Source organism: Rhizobium subbaraonis, assembly GCF_900220975.1.
Lineage (GTDB): Bacteria > Pseudomonadota > Alphaproteobacteria > Rhizobiales > Rhizobiaceae > Mycoplana > Mycoplana subbaraonis.
This window is the reverse complement of record NZ_OBQD01000006.1, coordinates 258961-279432: the sequence shown is the minus strand read 5'-3', so window position 1 is coordinate 279432 and position 20472 is coordinate 258961. Positions and strand designations below refer to the sequence as shown.

Genomic DNA, 20472 nt, shown 5'->3' with positions numbered 1-20472 from the left:
GATTATGGTGCGGCAGCATTTAATCAAGGAATACGGCCAAAGCATGGGTTCGGCGAGAACGCCTCTGGCCTCAGGAGTGCTCGATGTTCAAGGGGTCCATACCCGCTCTCGTTACCCCTTTCACCGATAGCGGGGAGGTCGATGAAGCGGCCTTTTCCGCGCATGTGGAATGGCAGATCGCCGAAGGCAGCAACGGCCTCGTTCCGGTGGGCACAACGGGTGAATCGCCGACGCTTTCGCATGCCGAGCACAAACGCGTGATCGAACTCTGCATCGAGGTCGCAGCCAAGCGCGTGCCGGTCATCGCCGGTGCCGGTTCCAACAACACGCGCGAAGCCGTCGAACTGGCCGAGCACGCGGAAAAGGCAGGGGCGGACGCCATACTGGTCGTCACGCCCTATTACAACAGGCCGACCCAGAAGGGCCTTTTCGCCCATTATGCGGCGATCGCCGAAGCCGTCCGTCTGCCGATCGTGATCTACAACATTCCCGGCCGTTCGGTCGTCGACATGACGCCAGAGACGATGGGGGCATTGCACAAGGCCTATCCGTCGATCATGGGGGTCAAGGACGCCACCGGCAAGATCGAGCGCGTCTCCGAGCAGCGCATCGCCTGCGGCAAGGAGTTCGTCCAGCTTTCGGGCGAGGATGCAACCGCCCTCGGCTTCAATGCCCATGGCGGCGTCGGCTGCATTTCGGTGACGGCAAACGTCGCCCCGCGTCTCTGTGCCCAGTTTCAGGCAGCGACGCTCGCCGGCGACTATGCGAAGGCGCTGGAATATCAGGATCGCCTGATGCCGCTGCACAAGGCGATTTTCATGGAACCCGGCCTCTGCGGTGCGAAATACGGCTTGAACCGCCTGCGCGGTATGAGCCGCAAGGTACGCTCGCCGCTGGTGCCGACGCTCGAGCCTGCGACCGAGGCGGCTATCGACGCAGCCCTGCGGCACGCGGGCCTTATGGACTGAGGCGCATCATGGCGACGAAGGCCAGGCCGGCGACGGTCAAGAAGATCGTGGCGGAAAACCGCAAGGCTCGCTTCAACTACGAGATCGTGGACACCTACGAGGCCGGTCTGGTCCTGACCGGCACCGAGGTGAAGTCGTTGCGCGAGGGCAAGGCCAACATAGCCGAATCCTACGCGTCCGACGAGGGTGGCGAGATCTGGCTGATCAACTCCTATCTGCCAGAGTATCTGCAGGCCAATCGCTTCAACCACGAGACCCGACGCCGCCGCAAGCTGCTTCTGTCGAAGCGCGAGATGCACCGGCTGCAGAACGCCGTGAACCGCGAGGGTATGACGCTCGTGCCGCTGAAGATCTACTTCAACGATCGCGGCCGTGCGAAGCTGGAACTGGCGCTTGCCAAGGGCAAGAAGCTGCACGACAAGCGCGAGAGCGCCAAGGAGCGCGACTGGAACCGGCAGAAGAGCCGGCTCCTGAAGGATCGCGGCTGAGGCCTGCTTCCCGGCAGCGGGAGCAGGACGTGCAAGACTGGCTGGAATACGCGGTCCGCGACCTCGATCGACACGTCGATAGGGCGAGGTGCAATCCTTCGGATCGCGTCGCGCTACGGTCTTCCTGCACGTTTGGGAACTTCGTCGCGCGATCTCGGCCCATCGCGTCAATGAGAGAAAGCAGACTTCGACACGTCAAAAGTCCGCCACGGCCCGCAGTGTTTTCTAGAACTGCTGGTAGAACCGTGCGATCAACGACTGCTGCAGGGCGGGGAGGAGCGCCTGCTCCTGCGCCTGCCGTTGTGTCTCGGCCACTTCCTGCTGCTGGGCGGCGGCACTTTCCGTCTCGTCTGCAGCGGTAGCGGGAGCGGGAGCCATCAGTGACGTCAGGAGCGCCGTCAGTTGCGTGCTCTCGACGGCGAGGCGCGCTCCACCGCTGGAGGACTGGCGGGACGATCCTTCCGATTGCTCCGGAAGGCCGGCGGGGAGGCCGCTCGGGCGGTACAGGAAGGAGAGCGCGTCGCCATCATCGTCGAACGGATCGGACGCAGACGGCAGGGGCTGCGCCGGCGACAGGGCTGCCAATGCTGCAGCAGCCGCTTCGGTCCGGGTTCCGGCCGACTGCGCTCTGCCGGCCGCGAGATCATATGCGCCGCCGTTGATGTTCGAAATCGTACTCAGCATTTCCGTGGTCGAGCTCCTGCCTGGAAGGTCTCCGTACCACGCTCGCGTGAAGAAATGCTGAGCGGAATGTGCGGGATTTTAACGAATTGTCCCGATTTCTCCCGCCCGACTGCCAGTTGCGCCCGGCCCGTTGCCTCTGGTCAGTGCTGCAGGTCGTCTGCCGGATGTTCGGTCACGCGCGGCGGACGCTCGGACGGATCGCGCCCGATTTCCGCCTTGAGCGTCACGAGATCGATGAAGTAGTCGGCCTGGCGGCGCAGGTCGTCGGCGATCATCGGCGGCTGGGTCGACATGGTCGAGACGACGGACACCTTCCGGCCGCGGCGCTGCAGGGCTTCGACGAGCGTGGTGAAATCGCCGTCGCCGGAAAAGATGACGAGATGATCGACCGTTTCGGACTGTTCCATGGCGTCGATCGCCAGTTCGATGTCCATGTTGCCCTTGATCTTGCGGCGACCGAGCGAGTCGGTGAATTCCTTGGCCGGCTTGGTGACGACCTTGTAGCCGTTATAGTCAAGCCAGTCGATCAGCGGGCGGATGGAGGAATATTCCTGGTCTTCGATCAGCGCCGTGTAATAATAGGCGCGCAGAAGATAGCCGCGCTTCTGGAAGGCCTTCAACAGCTTGCGGTAGTCAATGTCGAATCCGAGTGTTCTCGACGCGGCATAAAGATTGGCGCCGTCGATAAAGAGTGCGATCTTTTCGCGGGGATCGAACATTCAGCGATATCCTTTTGCCGAAAGCGCTTGAAAAATCTGTATGAATCCGATGCTATGATGCGTACCCGGCTCAGAAACATTACAAACCAATGATATACGCGATTTAGGGCAGGGCCCAGAAATTTCCAAGCAAATCTAGGTTGAATACAGGGAAATTCTTGGCAGACCACTGCGGGAAGTGCGCCGGGCCTTCACGTGTTCTGTGGCAAGGAAAAACTTGAATTCCCGGCCCATTGATTGTATCGGGGCTTTAAAACTCCGGAAATTCTCGACCGTAAAGGACAGGCAATGGCCCGTGTCACCGTTGAAGACTGCATTGACAAGGTAGACAACCGCTTCGAGCTGGTTCTTCTCGCAAGCCACCGCGCGCGCCTCATTTCGCAGGGCGCATCGATCACCGTCGACCGCGACAACGACAAGAACCCCGTAGTCGCGCTGCGCGAGATTGCTGACGAGACGCTGTCGCCGGGCGACCTGAAGGAAGACCTGATCCACTCGCTGCAGAAGCATGTCGAAGTGGACGAGCCCGAGCCCGATGCGGCCTCGCTCGTCACCGAGGAAGCAGGCTTCGTTCTCGCCGAGGAAGACGAAGACCAGCCGGAAGTCGTCACCTTCGACCGCATGTCGGAAGAAGAGCTGCTCGCCGGTATCGAAGGTCTTGTCCCGCCGGAGAAGAGCGACGATTATTGATGGCGCACGCGCCGTCGCATATATAAGAGTTGTGCAGTGCGCCGTCTTCTCGATCGGCGCACTTTTTCGTTGCCCGCCTGTGTTCCGGAACGGTGATCGACTCCGACCGGAATGAGCCGTTTGAAGATGTAACTGCGCTCATTTGCGCCCGGCCGGGCGGACGGCGCAGTGGGAGCAGCCGCCGGATGATGCGCCAATATGAACTCGTCGAGCGGGTTCAGAAATACAAGCCCGATGCGAACGAGGCCCTGCTGAACAAGGCCTATGTCTATGCCATGCAGAAGCATGGGCAGCAGAAGAGGGCGAGCGGCGACCCATACATCTCCCACCCGCTGGAAGTGGCGGCGATCCTCACCGAGATGCGACTCGACGAATCCACCATCGCGGTCGCCCTGCTGCACGACACGATCGAGGATACGACGGCAACCCGCGCCGAGATCGACGAGCTGTTCGGCGAGGACATCGGCCGGCTGGTCGAAGGCCTGACCAAGATCAAGAAGCTCGACCTCGTTTCCAAGAAGGCCAAGCAGGCGGAAAACCTGCGAAAGCTGTTGCTGGCGATTTCGGACGACGTGCGCGTCCTGCTCGTCAAGCTGGCCGACAGGCTGCACAACATGCGCACGCTCGACCACATGACGGCCGAGAAGAGGGCGCGTATTTCCGAAGAGACGATGGACATCTATGCGCCGCTCGCCGGCCGCATGGGCATGCAGGACATGCGCGAGGAACTCGAAGACCTCGCTTTCCGGCATATCAATCCTGAAGCCTACGAGACGGTCACCCGCAAGCTGGCCGAGATGTCGCAGCGCAACGAGGGCCTGATCCGCAAGATCGAGGCGGAACTGGGCGAGCTGCTCGTCGCGAACGGCCTTGCGACCGCGATCGTCAAGGGGCGGCAGAAGAAGCCCTATTCGGTCTTCCGCAAGATGCAGTCAAAGTCGCTGTCGTTCGAGCAGTTGTCGGATGTCTATGCCTTCCGCATCCTCGTCGATGACGTGCCCTCCTGCTACCGCGCGCTCGGCATCGTCCACACGCGCTGGCGGGTCGTGCCGGGGCGCTTCAAGGACTACATCTCCACCCCGAAGCAGAACGACTACCAGTCGATCCACACCACCATCATCGGTCCGTCCCGCCAGCGCATCGAGCTGCAGATCCGCACGCGCCGCATGCACGAGATCGCCGAGTACGGTATTGCCGCCCATTCGCTCTACAAGGACAAGGAACCGGTCCCCAACGGCGAGAAGGCGGCTCCCTCCAACGCCTATGCGATGCTGCGGCGCACGATCGAGTCGCTGGCCGAAGGCGACAATCCGGAGGAATTCCTCGAGCATACCAAGCTCGAACTTTTCCAGGACCAGGTGTTCTGCTTCACGCCGAAGGGGCAGCTGATCGCCCTGCCGCGCGGGGCGACGCCGATCGATTTCGCCTATGCCGTCCACACCAATATCGGCGACACCTGCGTCGGCGCCAAGATCAACGGCCGCATCATGCCGCTCGTCACCCGCCTCAACAACGGCGACGAGGTGGAGATCATCCGCTCCGGCATCCAGGTGCCGCCGCCGGCCTGGGAGGAGATTGTCGTCACCGGCAAGGCGCGCGCCGCCATTCGGCGTGCGACGCGTGCTGCCGTGCGCAAGCAGTATGCCGGCCTCGGTTACCGCATCATCGAGCGCACATTCGATCGCGCCGGCAAGTCGTTTTCGCGCGATGCGCTGAAGCCGGTCCTGCACCGGCTCGGCCAGAAGGAGGTCGAGGATGCGATTGCAGCCGTCGGCCGCGGCGAACTTTCTTCGCTCGACGTGCTGCGCGCCGTCCACCCGGACCATCAGGACGAGCGTGTAACCGTGAAGCCCAATCAGGAGGAGGGCTGGTTCCCGATGCGCAGCGCATCGGGCATGGTCTTCAAGCTGCCCGGCAAGTCCAAGGCGCAGCTGGACGCCATGATGGCCGCCGGCCCCGAGGCGCTGCCCATCCGCGGTCTCTCCGGCAATGCCGAGGTCCATTTCTCCGCCGGCGGCGCCGTGCCGGGAGACCGCATCGTCGGCATCATGGAGCTCGACAAGGGCATCACCATCTATCCGATCCAGTCGCCCGCGCTTCAGAAGTTCGACGACGAACCGGAGCGCTGGATCGACGTGCGCTGGGATCTGGACGAGGCGAACAACACCCGCTTCATGGCCCGGATCGTGCTCAACGAGCTGAACGAACCGGGGTCTCTGGCGGAGGTGACGCAGGTGCTGGCGACCGGCGACGTCAACATCCGCTCGCTCACTATGAACCGGGTGGCCGCTGATTTCACCGAAGTCCAGATGGACCTGGAGGTCTGGGACCTGCGCCAGCTGAACCAGATTATCGGCCAGCTGAAGGAACTGCCCTGCGTTTCCACCGTCAGCCGCGTCTTTAGCTGAGGTGCTATCGGGATAGCCCGGTCAAAGTCGGCCGAAATCCGGCGGCTCCATGCAGTTTTGCCGGCGCTTGCCCTGAAAATTGCACAGATGCCTAATTTTTGACCGACGCGATATGCGGTTTGTGCATGGCTGGGGTACATTAGTAACGCTGGTTGTTCGCGCGGATTTTACTATCTTTGCTCTCGGGAGGTCGAACCAGACAAGGGTTTAACCGATGTTCAAGCAAATCAGGAATTTCACCCGCGCCCTGCGCGTACCGACCGCTGCCGAACGCGAGGCAGCCTATCTGAACAGCGCGATCGATCGCATCGATCTCGAGTATCGCCAGCGTCAGATCGACCGCGGCCTGTTCCGCAAGCACTACTAAGCAGAAATGCCGCCCTGTGGCGCAGCGAAACGTTTGCGCCACCTTGTGGCTCGTGGCGGCCGACAGCCATTGAAAAGCCACCAAGCGATCGGCTATGTCTGAGCCATGTTGTTCAGACGCCGCAAGCCCGCGACCTGGCGTGATCGGGTCCGAGAGTTCTTCTGGCCCCGCAAGGGCTTGAGCCGGCCGTTCCGTTATCTCGGCAAGCGAATCTTGCGTTTGTCGGCCACGCCGCATGCGATTGCCACCGGCGTCGCCATTGGGATGCTGAGCGCGTTCACGCCCTTTCTCGGGCTTCATGTGATCCTTGCCGTGCTGGTGAGCTATCTGCTCTCGGGAAACCTGGTCGCCGCAGCGCTTGCGACCACGTTCGCCAATCCGCTGACACTTCCGTTCATATGGGCCGGTACGTTCAGGCTCGGGGAGTGGATGCTGGGTCTGACCTCGGAACACAGCGGCGGGCCAATTGACCTGCGCCACCTTTTCGAACATCTGAAGTTCGCCGATCTGTGGGCGCCGGTACTCAAGCCGATGCTCGTCGGGTCATTCGCGCTCGGCCTGCCAGTCGCGGTCTTCGCGTACGGCGCGACGCTGGTCGCCGTGCGGGTCTTCCAGCGGCGGCGGTCGCAGCGCCTCGTGGAGCAGAGCGCCCGCGTTTTGACGCCGCCGACGGTCTGATGTCGGCCGTCGGCCGCTCGCAAAGGGCTCGTTATAGACAGGATTGAAACATGATCATCGGCATCGGCAGCGACCTCATCGACATCAGGCGCGTGGAAAAGTCGCTGGAACGCTTCGGCGAGCGCTTCACGCAGCGCTGCTTCACCGAGATCGAGCGGCGGAAATCGGATGGCCGCAAGAATCGCGCCGCCTCCTACGCCAAGCGCTTTGCCGCCAAGGAAGCCTGTTCAAAGGCGCTGGGGACCGGGCTGGCGCAGGGCGTCTTCTGGAAGGACATGGGCGTCGTCAATCTTCCAGGCGGCAAGCCGACGATGAAGCTCACCGGCGGGGCGGGGGAGCGCCTGAAGGCGATGACGCCGCCGGGGCATGAAGCACTCATCCACATCACCATCACGGACGATTTCCCTCTTGCGCAGGCATTCGTCATCATCGAGGCGTTGCCCGTATCGCCGGCGCGATAGGCCGGGCGCCGGCCGGTGCTTGCGGCATTTTCACGCCTGCGATTTCAATTCATTCGAACTTGCGCTAAGAGGGCGTCATGGTTGCACAAGAGGACAAATCAGGCGTGACAGAGAAGACTAAAAAGGCTGAGAGCGGCCTGTGGGAAAACGTCAAGGTCATCATACAGGCGCTCCTGCTCGCGGTCGTCATTCGCACCGTCCTGTTCCAACCGTTCACCATCCCGTCCGGCTCGATGATGCCGACCCTGCTCGTCGGCGACTACCTTTTCGTCAACAAGTTTTCCTACGGCTATTCGAAGTACTCGCTGCCCTTTTCGCCCGACCTGTTTTCGGGCCGCATCTTCGCAAGCGAGCCGGAGCGTGGCGACATCGTCGTCTTCCGCTTTCCGCCGAATCCCGATATCGACTACATCAAGCGGGTCGTAGGCCTTCCCGGCGATCGCGTGCAGGTGCGCGACAGCGTCCTCTACATCAACGACAAGCCGGTTCCGCGTCAGCCAGACGGCTTCTTCCGCGCGGACGGCCAGTATGACACCGGCGAGAACATCCCCGTCTTCCGCGAGACGTTCGACAACGGCGTATCGTTCGACACGCTGGATACGCGCATCGGCACCATCGGCGACAACACGCGCGAGTTCCTCGTTCCCGAGGGCCACTATTTCATGATGGGCGACAACCGCGATAATTCCGCCGACAGCCGCTTCGACGTGGGCTTCGTGCCTGCGGAGAACCTGATCGGCCGTGCCAGCCTGATCTTCTTCTCGCTCGGCAATGACACCGCTTTCCGTGAAATCTGGAAGTGGCCCACCAACCTGCGCTGGGATCGCCTCTTCAAGGTTGTAGAATGAAATCGGCCAAGCCGTTGAACGAGGAAAATCGCGGCCGTCTCGAGGCCGCGATCGGATACGCCTTCACCAACAAGGAACGCCTCGACCGGGCGATCACCCATGCCAGTGCGCGCCCCGCCAAGGGAAGTAACTACGAACGGCTGGAGTTTCTCGGCGACCGCGTGCTGGGCCTGTGCGTTGCCGAAATGCTGTTCCAGACGTTCCGCGAGGCGAGCGAGGGCGAGCTTTCCGTGCGCCTGAACCAGCTTGTCAGCGCCGAGAGCTGCGCCAGCGTGTCTGACGATCTCGGCCTGCACCAGTTCATCCGCACCGGCTCCGACGTGAAGAAGCTCACGGGAAAGCCGATGATGAATGTGCGCGCGGACGTGGTCGAAGCGCTGATCGCCGCGATCTATCTCGACGGCGGCCTGGAGGCCGCGCGGGGCTTCATCCTGCGCAACTGGCAGAAACGCGCCAGAAGCGAGCATGGCGGACGGCGCGACGCCAAGACCGAATTGCAGGAATGGGCGCACGCCAACTTTGCCACAACGCCCGTCTATCGCATCGACGACCGCTCCGGTCCGGATCACGATCCGCGCTTCACGGTGACGGTGGAGATCGCGGGCGTGGCACCTGCGACTGGAACGGAGCGTTCGAAGCGCGCGGCCGAGCAGGTAGCGGCGACCAGGGTGCTGGAGCGCGAGGGCGTCTGGCCGAAGCCTTCCGAGTGAAAGCGGCCGGACCAGCGGTGCGGCCGCGATCCGGATGGCGAGAGCGCCAAATGAATACCGATCCGAAATGAATTGAGTGCCGCCGCGACCTGTGCGCATGATGCATGCCGGCGGCGCAGAAAAGAACGGACTTTGCCATGACAGAACAAGAAAACGAAACCGCCGAGGCCGGCGCTCCCACCCACTCCGGCTTCGTCGCCCTGATCGGCGCCACCAATGCCGGCAAGTCGACGCTGGTCAACCGTCTCGTCGGCGCCAAGGTCTCGATCGTCAGCCACAAGGTGCAGACGACGCGGGCGATCGTGCGTGGCATCGCCATCCACGACAACGCTCAGATCGTCTTCATGGATACGCCCGGCATTTTCAAGCCGCGCCGCCGGCTCGACCGGGCCATGGTCACCTCCGCCTGGGGGGGAGCCAAGGATGCGGATGTGATCATGTTCCTGATCGACAGCGAACGCGGTTTGAAGGGAGACGCCGAGACCATCCTGGAAGGACTGAAAGAGGTCCACCAGCCGAAAATTCTCGTGCTCAACAAGGTCGACCAGGTGTCGCCGGAGACGCTGTTGACGCTGGCGAAGGCTGCCAACGACGTCGTTCCGTTCGAGCGTACCTTCATGATCTCGGCGCTGAACGGATCGGGCTGCGACGATGTCATGGACTATCTCGCCAAGGCGTTGCCCGAAGGTCCCTGGTACTATCCAGAAGACCAGATCTCCGACCTGCCGATGCGCCAGCTCGCCGCTGAGATCACCCGCGAGAAGCTGTTCCTGCGCCTGCATCAGGAGCTGCCCTATTCTTCCCATGTCGAGACGGAGAAGTGGGAGGAGCGCAAGGATGGTTCGGTGCGCATCGAGCAGGTGATCTACGTCGAGCGCGACAGCCAGAAGAAGATCGCGCTTGGAAAGAACGGCGATGCGATCAAGGCGATCTCGATGGCTTCGCGTAAGGAGCTGTCGGAGATCCTCGAGCAGCCGGTGCACCTGTTCCTCTTCGTCAAGGTGCGTGAGAACTGGGGAGACGACCCTGAGCGATTCCGCGAGATGGGGCTGGACTTCCCACACTGAGCCTGCCGCTGTCGCCGGTCCCGGGGAGGGGCAGGGCGCGGTCGCCCGGATTATCGAAGCCCGTTACGTCGCAGGCGCAAGCCGCTCAGGCTTGCGACGCTTTTCGAGCCGCTCCGGTCTTGCTGGAAGGGCTCTTTTCCCTTGCCTGCTCGATCAGCCGCTGCATCGCCCAAAGGCCGAGGTCGTCGATCGTCCGTGGCTCGCTGATCAGGTAGCCCTGGTATAGGTCGCAGCCCGCCGCGGCCAAAAGCGCCATCTTTTCGGGCGTGTCGACCCCTTCGGCCACGACCTGCATATCCTGGGCATGGCAGAGTGCGATGACGGCGCGCAGGGTGGGCAGCGCTGCGGCATTGGTCAGGCTCTCGACCAGCGCCCGGTCCAGTTTGATCGTCTCGGCCGGATAGTCGATGATCTGCTGGACCGAGGTGTAGCCGGCGCCGAAGTCGTCGATGGAAATGCGGAAACCCTTGCTGCGCAGCATGTCGATGTTGCGCTGTGAGAGATCGCCGAGCTTGACGGCGTATGTCTCCGTCAGCTCGATCTCGATGGAGCGTGCCTCGATCCCGTAGCGGACCAGGCCGTCGCAGAAGCGATCGGAGATCGACTTGTTGTAGAGTTCGGCAGACGAGATGTTGATGCAGAGTACCGTGTCGGCACCGAAGAGCCGCCTGATCTGCCCGTATTGCGACATGGCCTTGTCGATGACCCAGCTGTCGATCTTGCTGAACAGGCCCGTGGTCTCGGCGATCGGAATGAATTCGTCCGGCGTCACCCGCCCAAGCAATGGCGACGTCCAGCGGAGCAGCGCCTCGCAACCCGAAACCTTGCCGCGACCGTCCACGATCGGCATGTAGACGAGATGCATCTCGTCGTCCGGGCGCATGGTCTGCAGTTCCTCCTCGATCTGGCGCTGGCGCGTCCTCTTCTCGTGCAGCGAGCGCGAGTAGCGGGCGGAACCGTTCTTGCCCTGCGCCTTGGCCTGGTACATCGCCGCATCGGCGTTCGCCAGAAGTTCCTGCAGGTCGGCTGCGTCGTCGGGGAAGATGGCGATGCCGATGCTGGCGGTAACGGGGTAGGACTTTTCCAGCATCTCGAATCCGTCGGAGAAGAGGCCGAGGATGGAGCGCGATATTTCGGTGATCGTGCCGTCGGCCGGGTTGGACTGTACCATGATGGCGAATTCGTCGCCGGAAAGTCGTGCCACCAGCGCCTCGGGCAGTTCGCGGCGCTCCGTCACCGACCGGACGATGGCGTTGATCCGCGGCGCCAGCGTTCTCAGAAGCTCGTCGCCCACCTTGTGCCCGTATTTGTCGTTGACGAACTTGAAGTTGTCCACGTCGATGAACAGCAGCGTGCAGCCCGTCCCCGACCGCCGTGCGCCGTCGAGCATCTGGTTCGATCGGACGTTGAAGTGTTCGCGATTGGAGATGCCCGTCAGCGTGTCGGTCCATGAAGCGCTCTGCACGAGGCCGAAGGATTCCACGACGTTGTCGTGCAACTGCTTCATGTTTGCCGACAGGCGGCCGATCTCTCCCGCCTCATCGCTCGGCGCAAGCTCCCTGCGCCGCCCGGACATGACCTCCATCAACTGCTTGTCCAGCCGCGCGACCGGGTTGGTGATGAAGCGGCGGACAAGGACCAGCACGATCCCGATGGTGAAGAGGCTGAGGACCACAGCACCGGCCGCAAGCAGAAGCTTCAGATTCAGGAGCTTGGCATCGAGGTGGCCCGGCGGTGGTGTCAGGCGGGCATGCAGCGAGGGGCCAAGCCTGACCGTGGCCGACAGCGCGCCTTTGGCAGTCAGCGGATGGTTCGATATCTCGATCTTCGCGCCATACTCCCGTTCGAGCGCCTTCTTCATGTCGAGGAACGGGCGCGGCAGCACGGCCGTCTGGATCAGGATCGACCCGTCCTTGGCGCTGGAGACCGGCTGATTGAACGTCAGCGGATCGAGAAACTGTGAATGCACGATGAGAGGGGACGTCCCTTCCGGCTCGATGTAGGACCAACCCGACAGTTTCGGGCTGTCGATCATGCTTCGCGCGTGCAGCAGTTGCGCCTGCGGGATCTCGGCGAACGGGTCCTGGCTGTTCTCGTAGTAGAAATCGACCGACAGCGGCGGTCGGATGATGGCGAGGGAGACGAAGCGCGTCGCATCCTCCGAAAGCGATTTGACGTTCTTCTGCATCAGCACGCCGATGGCGTTGCTGCGATAGCTGGCGTCCGGCTCGCTGACGAAAAGTCTTACCGCGTTGCCCTCGACGAGCGAGTAGATCAGGCTTTTGTTTTTGGTGACATCGTTTTCGAAAACCGCTCCGAGAAGGCCAAGCTGCTGCCAGAGCCTGGCGCGCTCGAGGCCGAGAATGGAATGGCTCTGGCTGAAGTAGAGAAGGCTGGCTGCCAGTACGTAGCCTGCAAGAACGACCGGGAAAATGAGGACAAAGGCGCGTTTACCGAGAGTCACGTAACTGAACCAGGCTGCTGATGATGCGTCTGCGGGATTGCACGGATTGGATGGTCAGTTCTTCCTGATGCTGGCTCTTCGCCAGGATTTCCGGTGCGGTGAAGATTTCGGGATTGTTGCGCATCTCGGCCGGCAGCAGCGCCATCGCCTCCCGGTTCGCGATCGGCATGTTCTGTGCGATCGCGTTGCGCGCCGCGCTTTTTGCCTTCGAGATATGGTTGAGCAGGTCCAGCGCCTCTCGCTTTTTCTTCGATCGCTCCGTAAGGGCCATGCAGTCCAGCCAGAAGAGCGTGCCCTCCTTCGGCACGGCGTAGTGCCACAGCCCTTCGGTGCCGACCTTTTCGTTCAGGACGTGCTGGTCGCCACTATAGCCAAGCGCCATCTGGATTTCCGGTCCCACTTCCGGGTTCTGGATCGAGGTGATGACGTAGTCGTAGGTGAGCACGAAAGGCGCCTGCGCCTTCATCAGCTGATAGGCTTCCCTGAGCGTCTCGTTGTCGTTGGTGTTGATCGACTTTCCAAGCAGGATCAGCGCCGGCACGAAAGCCTCGTTGTGGTCCTGGTACATCGCGATATGGTTTCGCATCGGTTCGGCCGGCGCCATGAGGTCGGCCCAGGATTCCGGTGCCGTCTTGATTGCGTCGGATCGGTAGAGAATGCCCATCGTTCCCCAGAAGTAGGGAACGCCGTAGCCACCGCAGCGCCGCGTCCAGCCGTCGTCATATTCCGACAGTGACGGCACGTTTTCTGTAGAGAGGGCCGTCAGCACCCCACGTTCGCCAAAAAGCCGGGCGCCGTTTTCGCCCGTGACCACAAGGTCCACATCGCTCAGCGGATCGGAGAGCACCTGATCGCGGGCGTCGCCGCTGTCGTAAAATGTCTGGTGAACCTCGTATCCGGACTTCTCCGTCCATTCCTTCAGGATGGCGTCGTCGATGTAGGATTCCCAGATCAGCAGGTTCAGCGTTTCGGCGGATGCGGTCGGCGGCGTGCAGAACGCGGCGAGCGTCGCAGTCGCGACCAAAACAGATTTCCGCATAACCAAGCCCCGGCGCTCCACTTAACGAAACAAGGATAGCGAGCAACGATTGAGGAATTCTTACAGGAAAACCCGGCGTTGAACCGTCGCGCGGCAGGAACGCATTGCGCTGCACTGCGGGGTTGCTAGGTTGCCATGGAGATAACAGTCAGAGAGGCATGCATGGGAGCGGATCTTTCTTCATTGCTGGGCAGGGTCATCGGTACCGGCCAGTTGCTTCTGGTCGATCCGTCCGGCGGGCAGACGCGCTTCGGCGACGGTACGGGCCGGGCGCTGCGCATACGCCTGGCCGATGCGGACGTCGGCGGGGAAATCGCCGCCGATCCCGCTCTGAAGCTGGGCGAGGCCTACATGGACGGGCGACTGGTCGTGGAGGAGGGCGACATATTCGACCTGCTGTCGCTGCTGCGCCGCAACGGGATACGCCGCGTCGCGAGCCCGCGGCTCAAGGCGAAGGGGCTGCTGCGCCTGCTGGCCTATCAGTTCGGCGCCCGAATTCCGGTCAATCGCAACCGCAGGAACGTGGCGCATCATTATGACCTCGACGCGCGCCTGTTCGATCTTTTCCTCGATCACGACTGGCAGTATTCCTGCGCCTATTTCCAGCCGCGCGGCATTTCGCTTGATGAGGCGCAGACGGCCAAGAAGCGGCACATCACCGCCAAGCTGTTGCTGCAGCCCGGCCAGCGCGTGCTGGAGGTCGGTTCGGGCTGGGGCGGCCTCGGCATGTACATGGCCGAAAGCTCCGGCGCGGATGTGACCGGCATCACGCTCAGCGAAGAACAGCTCACCGTCTCCCGAAACCGCGTCGCCGAGCGCGGCCTCTCCGACCGGGTGCGCTTCGAGCTGACCGACTATGTCGACCTGAAGGGCGAGTTCGACCGCATCGTCTCCGTCGGCATGTTCGAACACGTCGGCCTTGCCAATTACGACAGGTTCTTCAAGACGATGGCGCGCGTTTTGAAGAAGGAGGGCGTGATGGTTCTTCACTATATCGGCCGGGTGAAACCGGCCTACACCATCAATCCCTGGATCGAAAAGTACATCTTCCCCGGCGGCTACCTGCCGGCGCTGTCGGAGGTGCTGCCCGCAATCGAGCGGGCAGGCTTCCTGGTGAAGGACATTGAGATGCTGCCGATGCACTATGCCTGGACGCTGAAGGCCTGGCGGGAGCGCTTCGTCGCGCGGTGGGACGAGGCGGCAGGTCTCTATGACGAGCGCTTCTGCAGGATGTGGGAATTCTACCTTGCTGCGATGGAGGCTGCGTTCCGGCACGACCGTCTGCCGATCATCCAACTGCAGCTGGCCCGTCATCAGGATGCGGTGCCCTATGCGCGCGACTATATCGCCGAGGCGGAAGCTTCGCTCAAGGCGTTCGAGGCGGGCCGCCCACCGCTCGCCCCCGTCCGCTTCCGGAGCTGACGCGCGCTATAAGCTGTGGACCCCGCCATATCTGGCGATTGGCGTTCGCCGGGCACGGCACTATGGTCGCCGCCCGCCGAAGCGTTTGCCCGCGCTGAAGGCGAGGCGCTTTCAATGGCGAGATTGCACAGGAGACTTCGATGGCTGCCACACCGCTCAAGATCGCCAACACGATCGCCGCCGAGATCAAGGCGACATCGGCGCAGGTTTCGGCTGCGGTCGGCCTCCTTGACGAAGGCGCCACCGTTCCCTTTATCGCACGCTACCGCAAGGAAGTGACCGGCGGGCTGGATGACACCCAGCTGCGCGTGCTCTCCGAACGTCTCGTCTATCTGCGTGAGCTCGAGGCGCGGCGCACCTCGATCCTGGAAAGCATCTCAGGGCAGGGGAAGCTCACCGACGACCTGGCCGCCAAGATAGCAAGCGTTTCCACGAAGGCGGAGCTGGAAGACATCTACCTGCCTTACAAGCCCAAGCGCCGCACCAAGGCGGAGATCGCCCGCGAGCGCGGGCTTGGCCCGCTCGCCGATCGGATACTCGCCGAACGCGACAGGGTGCCGGCGGATCTGGCGCAGGCCTTCCTCGGCGCCGACGTGCCCGATGCCAAGGCCGCGCTCGAGGGCGCGCGCGACATCATCGCCGAACAGATCACGGAAAACGCCGACCTGCTGAAGCGGCTGCGCCAACACATGAAGGAAAACGCCTTCCTCCGTTCCCGCGTCGTCGACGGCAAGAAGGAGGCCGGCGCCAAGTTTTCCGATTACTTCGACCACACAGAAAGGTGGGCGACCGTTCCGGGCCACCGCGCGCTGGCGATGCTGCGCGGCTGGAACGAGGAGGTGCTTTCCGTCGACATCGTCGTGGACCAGGACAATGTGGAACAGGTCAAGCCGGTCGAGCGCATCATCGCCTCCTTCTACGCGCTCGGCCAGAAGCCGGGCGACAAGTGGCTGGCCGAGGTCTTCGGCTGGACCTGGCGGGTGAAGCTTTCCATGTCGCTGTCGCTGGACCTGATGCGGGAGATGCGCGAGCGCTCCGAGGAGGAGGCGATCCGCGTTTTCGCCCGCAACCTGAAGGATCTGCTGTTGGCCGCACCTGCGGGAACGCGGGCGACGATGGGGCTTGATCCGGGTATCCGCACCGGCGTCAAGGTTGCCGTCGTCGACAACACGGGCAAGGTGCTGGAGACCACGACGGTCTATCCGTTCCCGCCGAAGAACGACGTGCGCGGCACGCAGGCCGAGCTCGCCTCGCTGATCCGCAAGCACAAGGTCGAACTGATCGCGATCGGCAACGGAACCGGCAGCCGCGAGACGGAGAAGCTCGTCGCCGACATGCTGGCTGTTCTGCCCGCGCCCAAGCCGACCAAGGTGATCGTCTCCGAGGCCGGCGCGTCCGTCTACTCGGCATCGGAGACCGCGGCTGCCGAGTTCCCGAATCTCGATGTTTCGCTGCGTGGTGCCGTCTCCATCGCCCGCCGCCTGCAGGACCCGCTCGCCGAACTGGTGAAGATCGAACCTAAGTCGATCGGCGTCGGCCAGTACCAGCACGACGTCGACCAGGGCAAGCTCAGCCGTTCGCTGGATGCGGTCGTCGAGGATGCGGTGAATGCGGTCGGCGTCGATCTGAACACCGCGTCTGCTCCGCTGCTGGCGCGCGTTTCCGGGCTTGGAAAATCGTCCGCCGACGCGATCGTCGCCCATCGCGACGCCAACGGGCCCTTCGAGAGCCGCAAGGAACTGCTCAAGGTGCCGCGTCTCGGCGCACGCACTTTCGAACAGTGCGCAGGCTTCCTGCGCATCCCGAATGGCAAGGAGCCGCTGGACGCATCCTCCGTCCACCCGGAAGCCTATGGCGTCGCCAAGAAGATCGTCGCCGCCTGCGGCCGTGACGTGCGCAGCCTGATGGGCGATAGCGCGGCTCTGAAGAAGCTCGATCCGCAGATGTTCGTCGACGAGCGTTTCGGGCTGCCCACGGTGAAGGACATCGTGGCCGAACTGGAAAAGCCCGGCCGCGACCCGCGCCCGGAATTCAAGACGGCGACCTTTGCCGACGGGATCGACGAAATCAAGGATCTGAAGGTCGGCATGCTTTTGGAAGGAACGGTGACGAACGTCGCGGCTTTCGGTGCCTTCGTCGACATCGGCGTCCATCAGGACGGTCTCGTCCACGTCTCGCAGCTCGCAGACCGCTTCGTCAAGGATCCGCACGAGGTCGTCAAGGCGGGCGACGTCGTGAAGGTGCGCGTCACCGAGGTCGACGTGGCCCGCAAGCGCATCGGGCTGACCATGCGCAAGGACGGCGGCGGCGAGCAGCCGTCGCGCGACCAGCGTCGCGACGCGCCACGCGGCGGCAACAACCGCGCGCAGCCGTCCAAGCAGCAGCCGCCTTCGCAGGGTGCATTCGGAGCGGCGTTGGCAGAAGCCATGAAGCGGAAGTAGCGATTTGGGCGACGGCGCGCAGCATTTTGTGCCGGAACCGAACGGCTATCCGGGAGCGTTAACGCTGAAGGCCGCTGCCATCTTGAGCAGGAACGTCTGACAGTCGTTTATGCGGCTCGCAATGACGGAGGAATGATGAATGGGACAAGTGGTGCGCCTGCCGGCGAACGAGGTCGAGCGTCTGGTCGCCGTACGCGCGCTTGACCTCGCCGACAGCGGCCCGACGCCGGAGCTTTCCGCACTCGCCAATCTGGCGCAGGGGGTGTTCGATACACCCTTTGCCGCGGTCAATGTCGTGGACGAAGACTGGCAGCGTGTCGCCGGCCAGGCCGGAATACCTCTCGGCGAGTGCGCGCGGGACATCTCCATCTGCACGCGCGTCGTCCATGCAAATGATGTTGTCGTCATTACCGATCTGGCCGCGCACGCCGAGCTGCGCGACATGCCCTATGTGACGGGTGAGCCCCGTTTCCGCTTCTATGCCGGCGCGCCTGTTGTCACCGAGACCGGCCTTGTGGTCGGCGCCTTCTGCGTGCTCGATACGCGCCCGCGCTCGCTGAGCGGGGCGGAGGTGAAGAACCTGCGTCGCTTTGCGCTGGTGGCGGGCGCATTGCTGCGGCTGCAGACGGCGAACATCGTCATGGGCCTGGCCGAACGAAGCCTGCGGGCTGCGGCCGTCACCGATCCGCTGACCGGATTCTACAACCGCCAGGCGCTGACGACGTTCGTGGACGAGGCGATGGAGGCGGCGCTGGCTGGGGGCAGCCGGTTCGGCGCCCTCTATCTCGATATGGATGGTTTCAAGGGCATCAACGACCGCTTCGGCCACCATGCCGGCGACCAGGTGCTCAAGCAGGCCGCTGACCGCATCCGCTCCGTCATTCGTGCCGGCGACATGGCCGTGCGCATGGGCGGCGACGAGTTTGCGGTGTTCCTGCCGGATCCGCCGGATGCCGGCGCGCTGCGCTCCCTGTCAGAACGCATCGTCGCAGCCTTCCGCGATCCCTTTCAGGTCGACGGCGTTGAACTGAGCGCTCAGATCAGCGTAGGCGGCGCGGTGGCGCCCGATCAGGGGAGAAACAGGGTCGAGCTGCTGAAGGCCGTGGATACGGCGCTCTACGAGGCCAAGGCCGCCGGACGCAACGGCTATCGCATCGTCGGCGGCTGACGCACGCTACGCTTCCAGCTCGCTCTTCAGCGCCTCCAGCACGCTGACGGCGTGGCCCGCATATCGGCTGATCCAGCGATCGTGAATGGCCTTGATCGGCATCGCGTTCAAGTGATTCCAGCGCTCTCGCCCCTCGCGCCTCGCGATCACCAGGCCAGCATCTTCAAGAACCTTCAGATGCTGCATGACGGTGCAGCGGTCCATGTCGGAAAAGAGTTCGCAAAGGCCGCCGGTGGTCATCGGTGCTTCCTTGATGGCGTCCAGCATTTGCCGGCGCTTGCCGTTCGCCAGCGCCTTGAAAATTGCATCGTCGGCCGATTCGCTTGACATGTTATATTTTTATAACATAATTGCGGCAGGCACAAGCGATGGGAGGAAGGCATGACGCTGGAATTTCGAGTAAACGGTCGGATTGCAAAGCCGGTGGCCGAGGTGTTCGACGCCGTGGTCGATCCGAACAAGCTGAGCGGCTATTTCACCACGCTGGGCGGAGCGAGCGCACCGCTCGTCGCCGGAACGACGGTCACCTGGTGGGGCTCCGCGCCGGTCATCGTCGAGGAAGTGGAGGAAAACGCCCGGATCGTCTTTCGCTGGGATGCGATGGTGGAGGAGGGCGAGGAGGCCTACACGACGCGGGTGGAGATGCGCTTCACTCCGCTCGACGACGGCGGCACCATGGTCACGATCGCCGAGGCCGGATGGCGCGAAAACGCCCGCGGGCAGAAGAGTTCGTACATGAACTGCGAAGGCTGGTCGCAGATGCTCGCCTGCATGAAGGCCTATCTCGAATACGGCATCAACCTGCGCCACGGCTATTACCCGAGCGAGTTGAAAGGCGTGGTCGCATCGGAGCAGGAGGCTTTCGTCTCGCAAGTCGAAAGCCCTGATCTCGCCTCGAATCCGACATCGACGGATCGCCGCATGAACCCGGCGCACCGTTGACGCCGGGCAATGCGGCCTCAGATGGCGGCGGAACCCAAGTCTGCCACAGGCGCGCCGGCAATCGGCGTTCCATTCGCGGGCATATCCTGCGGCGCTTCCTCCTGCAGGACGACGACGCGCGTATTGACGGGAATGCGCCCGTAGAGATCGATGATGTCCTGGTTGAACAGCCGGATGCACCCGCTCGATACCGCCTTGCCGATCGACCAGGGCTCGGAGGTTCCGTGAATGCGGAACAGCGTGTCGCGGTCGCCCTGGTAGAGATAGAGTGCCCGCGGCCCCAACGGGTTGGTCAGGCCCGGCTCCATGCCGCCCGCCCATTGCGCGTTGCGCTCCGGCTCGCGCGCGATCATGTTCTGCGTCGGTGTCCAGCGCGGCCATTCGGCCTTGCGTCCGATCCGCGCGGAGCCTTCGAACTCCAGGCCCGCCTTGCCGACGCCGATGCCGTAGCGCATCGCCATGCCGTTTTCCTGCACGAGATAGAGGAAGCGGTTGTTCGTATCGATCACGACGGTGCCCGGCAGCTCGGAGGTCGGGTAGGCGACCTGCTGGCGGAAGTACTTCGGGTCGACCTTCGAGATGTCCATCGCCGGCAGCGGGAACCGTTCGTCCGGATGCGCGCCGTACATGGCCACATGCATCGGATCCGGCCCCTTCTTCACCGGCGTTCCGGTCGAGACACAGCCGGCGAGCGGCAGAGAAAGCAGCAGGAGGGCGGCGACGCGCAGCGGGGATGCGGCGCGGGGCAACGGCATGGGCATGATAAACTTGACCTTTGGGCTTTCCGGAATCGGATCGGTGGGAATGTGTTCCCTCCGGAGCAAAAGAGGCGATGGCGTGGCGAAGGCCATACAACAATGCGGCATTGGGGGTGCTGTGGCGCATATGCAACGCTTTGGTCTGCCGCC

The 20472-nt window shown here is 63.0% G+C and carries 19 protein-coding genes and 1 pseudogene; 14 read left to right on the top strand and 6 right to left on the bottom strand.

Annotated elements, in window-relative coordinates:
• Positions 1-83: 83 nt before the first annotated feature.
• Positions 84-968, top strand: a complete 885-nt coding sequence (gene dapA, locus CRO48_RS11400; protein ID WP_097139250.1) for a 4-hydroxy-tetrahydrodipicolinate synthase — start codon at positions 84-86, stop codon at positions 966-968.
• A gap of 8 nt (positions 969-976) precedes the next feature.
• The gene (smpB, locus tag CRO48_RS11395) at positions 977-1456 is read left to right on the top strand and encodes an SsrA-binding protein SmpB (RefSeq protein WP_097139248.1); all 480 of its coding nucleotides are present in this window, start codon (positions 977-979) and stop codon (positions 1454-1456) included.
• Positions 1457-1681: 225 nt separating this feature from the next.
• On the opposite strand, the gene CRO48_RS11390 is transcribed toward smpB, so the two are convergent.
• Positions 1682-2140 (bottom strand): hypothetical protein, encoded by a 459-nt coding sequence (locus tag CRO48_RS11390; protein WP_097139246.1) that lies wholly within the window; start codon positions 2138-2140, stop codon positions 1682-1684.
• Between the two features lie 140 nt (positions 2141-2280).
• Complete coding sequence (locus CRO48_RS11385) at positions 2281-2859, bottom strand: LabA-like NYN domain-containing protein (protein ID WP_097139245.1); 579 nt, start codon at positions 2857-2859, stop codon at positions 2281-2283.
• Positions 2860-3147: 288 nt separating this feature from the next.
• Here CRO48_RS11385 and rpoZ point away from each other — a divergent pair, with 288 nt between their 5' ends.
• The 8 genes from rpoZ (at position 3148) to era (ending at position 10088) form a co-directional block, all read left to right on the top strand.
• Positions 3148-3549, top strand: coding sequence for a DNA-directed RNA polymerase subunit omega (rpoZ, locus tag CRO48_RS11380; RefSeq protein WP_097139243.1), 402 nt, complete (start codon positions 3148-3150; stop codon positions 3547-3549).
• 185 nt (positions 3550-3734) lie between these two features.
• Positions 3735-5957: a RelA/SpoT family protein gene (locus tag CRO48_RS11375; RefSeq protein ID WP_097139241.1), complete on the top strand. Its 2223-nt coding sequence runs from the start codon at positions 3735-3737 to the stop codon at positions 5955-5957.
• A gap of 214 nt (positions 5958-6171) precedes the next feature.
• Positions 6172-6324, top strand: coding sequence for a DUF3563 family protein (locus CRO48_RS11370; protein WP_097139239.1), 153 nt, complete (start codon positions 6172-6174; stop codon positions 6322-6324).
• Positions 6325-6429: 105 nt separating this feature from the next.
• The gene (locus tag CRO48_RS11365) at positions 6430-7002 is read left to right on the top strand and encodes a DUF2062 domain-containing protein (RefSeq protein ID WP_097139237.1); all 573 of its coding nucleotides are present in this window, start codon (positions 6430-6432) and stop codon (positions 7000-7002) included.
• 50 nt (positions 7003-7052) lie between these two features.
• A complete protein-coding gene (acpS, locus tag CRO48_RS11360; RefSeq protein WP_097139236.1) occupies positions 7053-7463 on the top strand; it encodes a holo-ACP synthase in 411 nt (136 codons plus the stop codon).
• Positions 7464-7540: 77 nt separating this feature from the next.
• Positions 7541-8311 (top strand): signal peptidase I, encoded by a 771-nt coding sequence (lepB, locus tag CRO48_RS11355; protein ID WP_407071913.1) that lies wholly within the window; start codon positions 7541-7543, stop codon positions 8309-8311.
• Positions 8308-9021 (top strand): ribonuclease III, encoded by a 714-nt coding sequence (gene rnc / locus CRO48_RS11350; RefSeq protein WP_097139234.1) that lies wholly within the window; start codon positions 8308-8310, stop codon positions 9019-9021. The genes lepB and rnc overlap by 4 nt, the downstream gene beginning before the upstream one ends.
• A 137-nt stretch (positions 9022-9158) precedes the next feature.
• Positions 9159-10088 carry a GTPase Era gene (gene era, locus CRO48_RS11345; RefSeq protein ID WP_097139425.1) on the top strand — a complete coding sequence of 310 codons (930 nt, stop codon included), beginning with the start codon at positions 9159-9161 and terminating at the stop codon, positions 10086-10088.
• Between the two features lie 85 nt (positions 10089-10173).
• Here era and CRO48_RS11340 read toward each other — a convergent pair whose 3' ends face one another.
• Both CRO48_RS11340 and CRO48_RS11335 read right to left on the bottom strand, forming a co-directional pair.
• Entirely contained in the window at positions 10174-12552 is a 2379-nt protein-coding gene (locus tag CRO48_RS11340) for a putative bifunctional diguanylate cyclase/phosphodiesterase (protein ID WP_097139232.1), read from the bottom strand.
• Positions 12539-13591, bottom strand: coding sequence for an ABC transporter substrate-binding protein (locus CRO48_RS11335; RefSeq protein WP_097139231.1), 1053 nt, complete (start codon positions 13589-13591; stop codon positions 12539-12541). The genes CRO48_RS11340 and CRO48_RS11335 overlap by 14 nt, the downstream gene beginning before the upstream one ends.
• Positions 13592-13753: 162 nt before the next feature.
• Between CRO48_RS11335 and CRO48_RS11330 the strand changes: the two genes are divergently transcribed.
• The 3 genes from CRO48_RS11330 (at position 13754) to CRO48_RS11320 (ending at position 18622) form a co-directional block, all read left to right on the top strand.
• Positions 13754-15013 (top strand): SAM-dependent methyltransferase, encoded by a 1260-nt coding sequence (locus CRO48_RS11330; RefSeq protein WP_097139229.1) that lies wholly within the window; start codon positions 13754-13756, stop codon positions 15011-15013.
• 140 nt (positions 15014-15153) lie between these two features.
• Positions 15154-17454, top strand: a complete 2301-nt coding sequence (locus CRO48_RS11325) for a Tex family protein (RefSeq protein ID WP_097139227.1) — start codon at positions 15154-15156, stop codon at positions 17452-17454.
• Positions 17455-17593: 139 nt separating this feature from the next.
• Entirely contained in the window at positions 17594-18622 is a 1029-nt protein-coding gene (locus tag CRO48_RS11320; protein WP_097139225.1) for a GGDEF domain-containing protein, read from the top strand.
• A gap of 6 nt (positions 18623-18628) precedes the next feature.
• On the opposite strand, the gene CRO48_RS11315 is transcribed toward CRO48_RS11320, so the two are convergent.
• Positions 18629-18952, bottom strand: coding sequence for an ArsR/SmtB family transcription factor (locus CRO48_RS11315; RefSeq protein WP_097139223.1), 324 nt, complete (start codon positions 18950-18952; stop codon positions 18629-18631).
• A 51-nt stretch (positions 18953-19003) separates the two neighbouring features.
• Here CRO48_RS11315 and CRO48_RS11310 point away from each other — a divergent pair.
• Positions 19004-19480, top strand: a pseudogene (locus tag CRO48_RS11310) (SRPBCC domain-containing protein); the annotation flags it as partial.
• Positions 19481-19581: 101 nt separating this feature from the next.
• Here CRO48_RS11310 and CRO48_RS11305 read toward each other — a convergent pair.
• Positions 19582-20319 carry a L,D-transpeptidase gene (locus tag CRO48_RS11305; RefSeq protein ID WP_407071921.1) on the bottom strand — a complete coding sequence of 246 codons (738 nt, stop codon included), beginning with the start codon at positions 20317-20319 and terminating at the stop codon, positions 19582-19584.
• Positions 20320-20472: the final 153 nt, after the last annotated feature.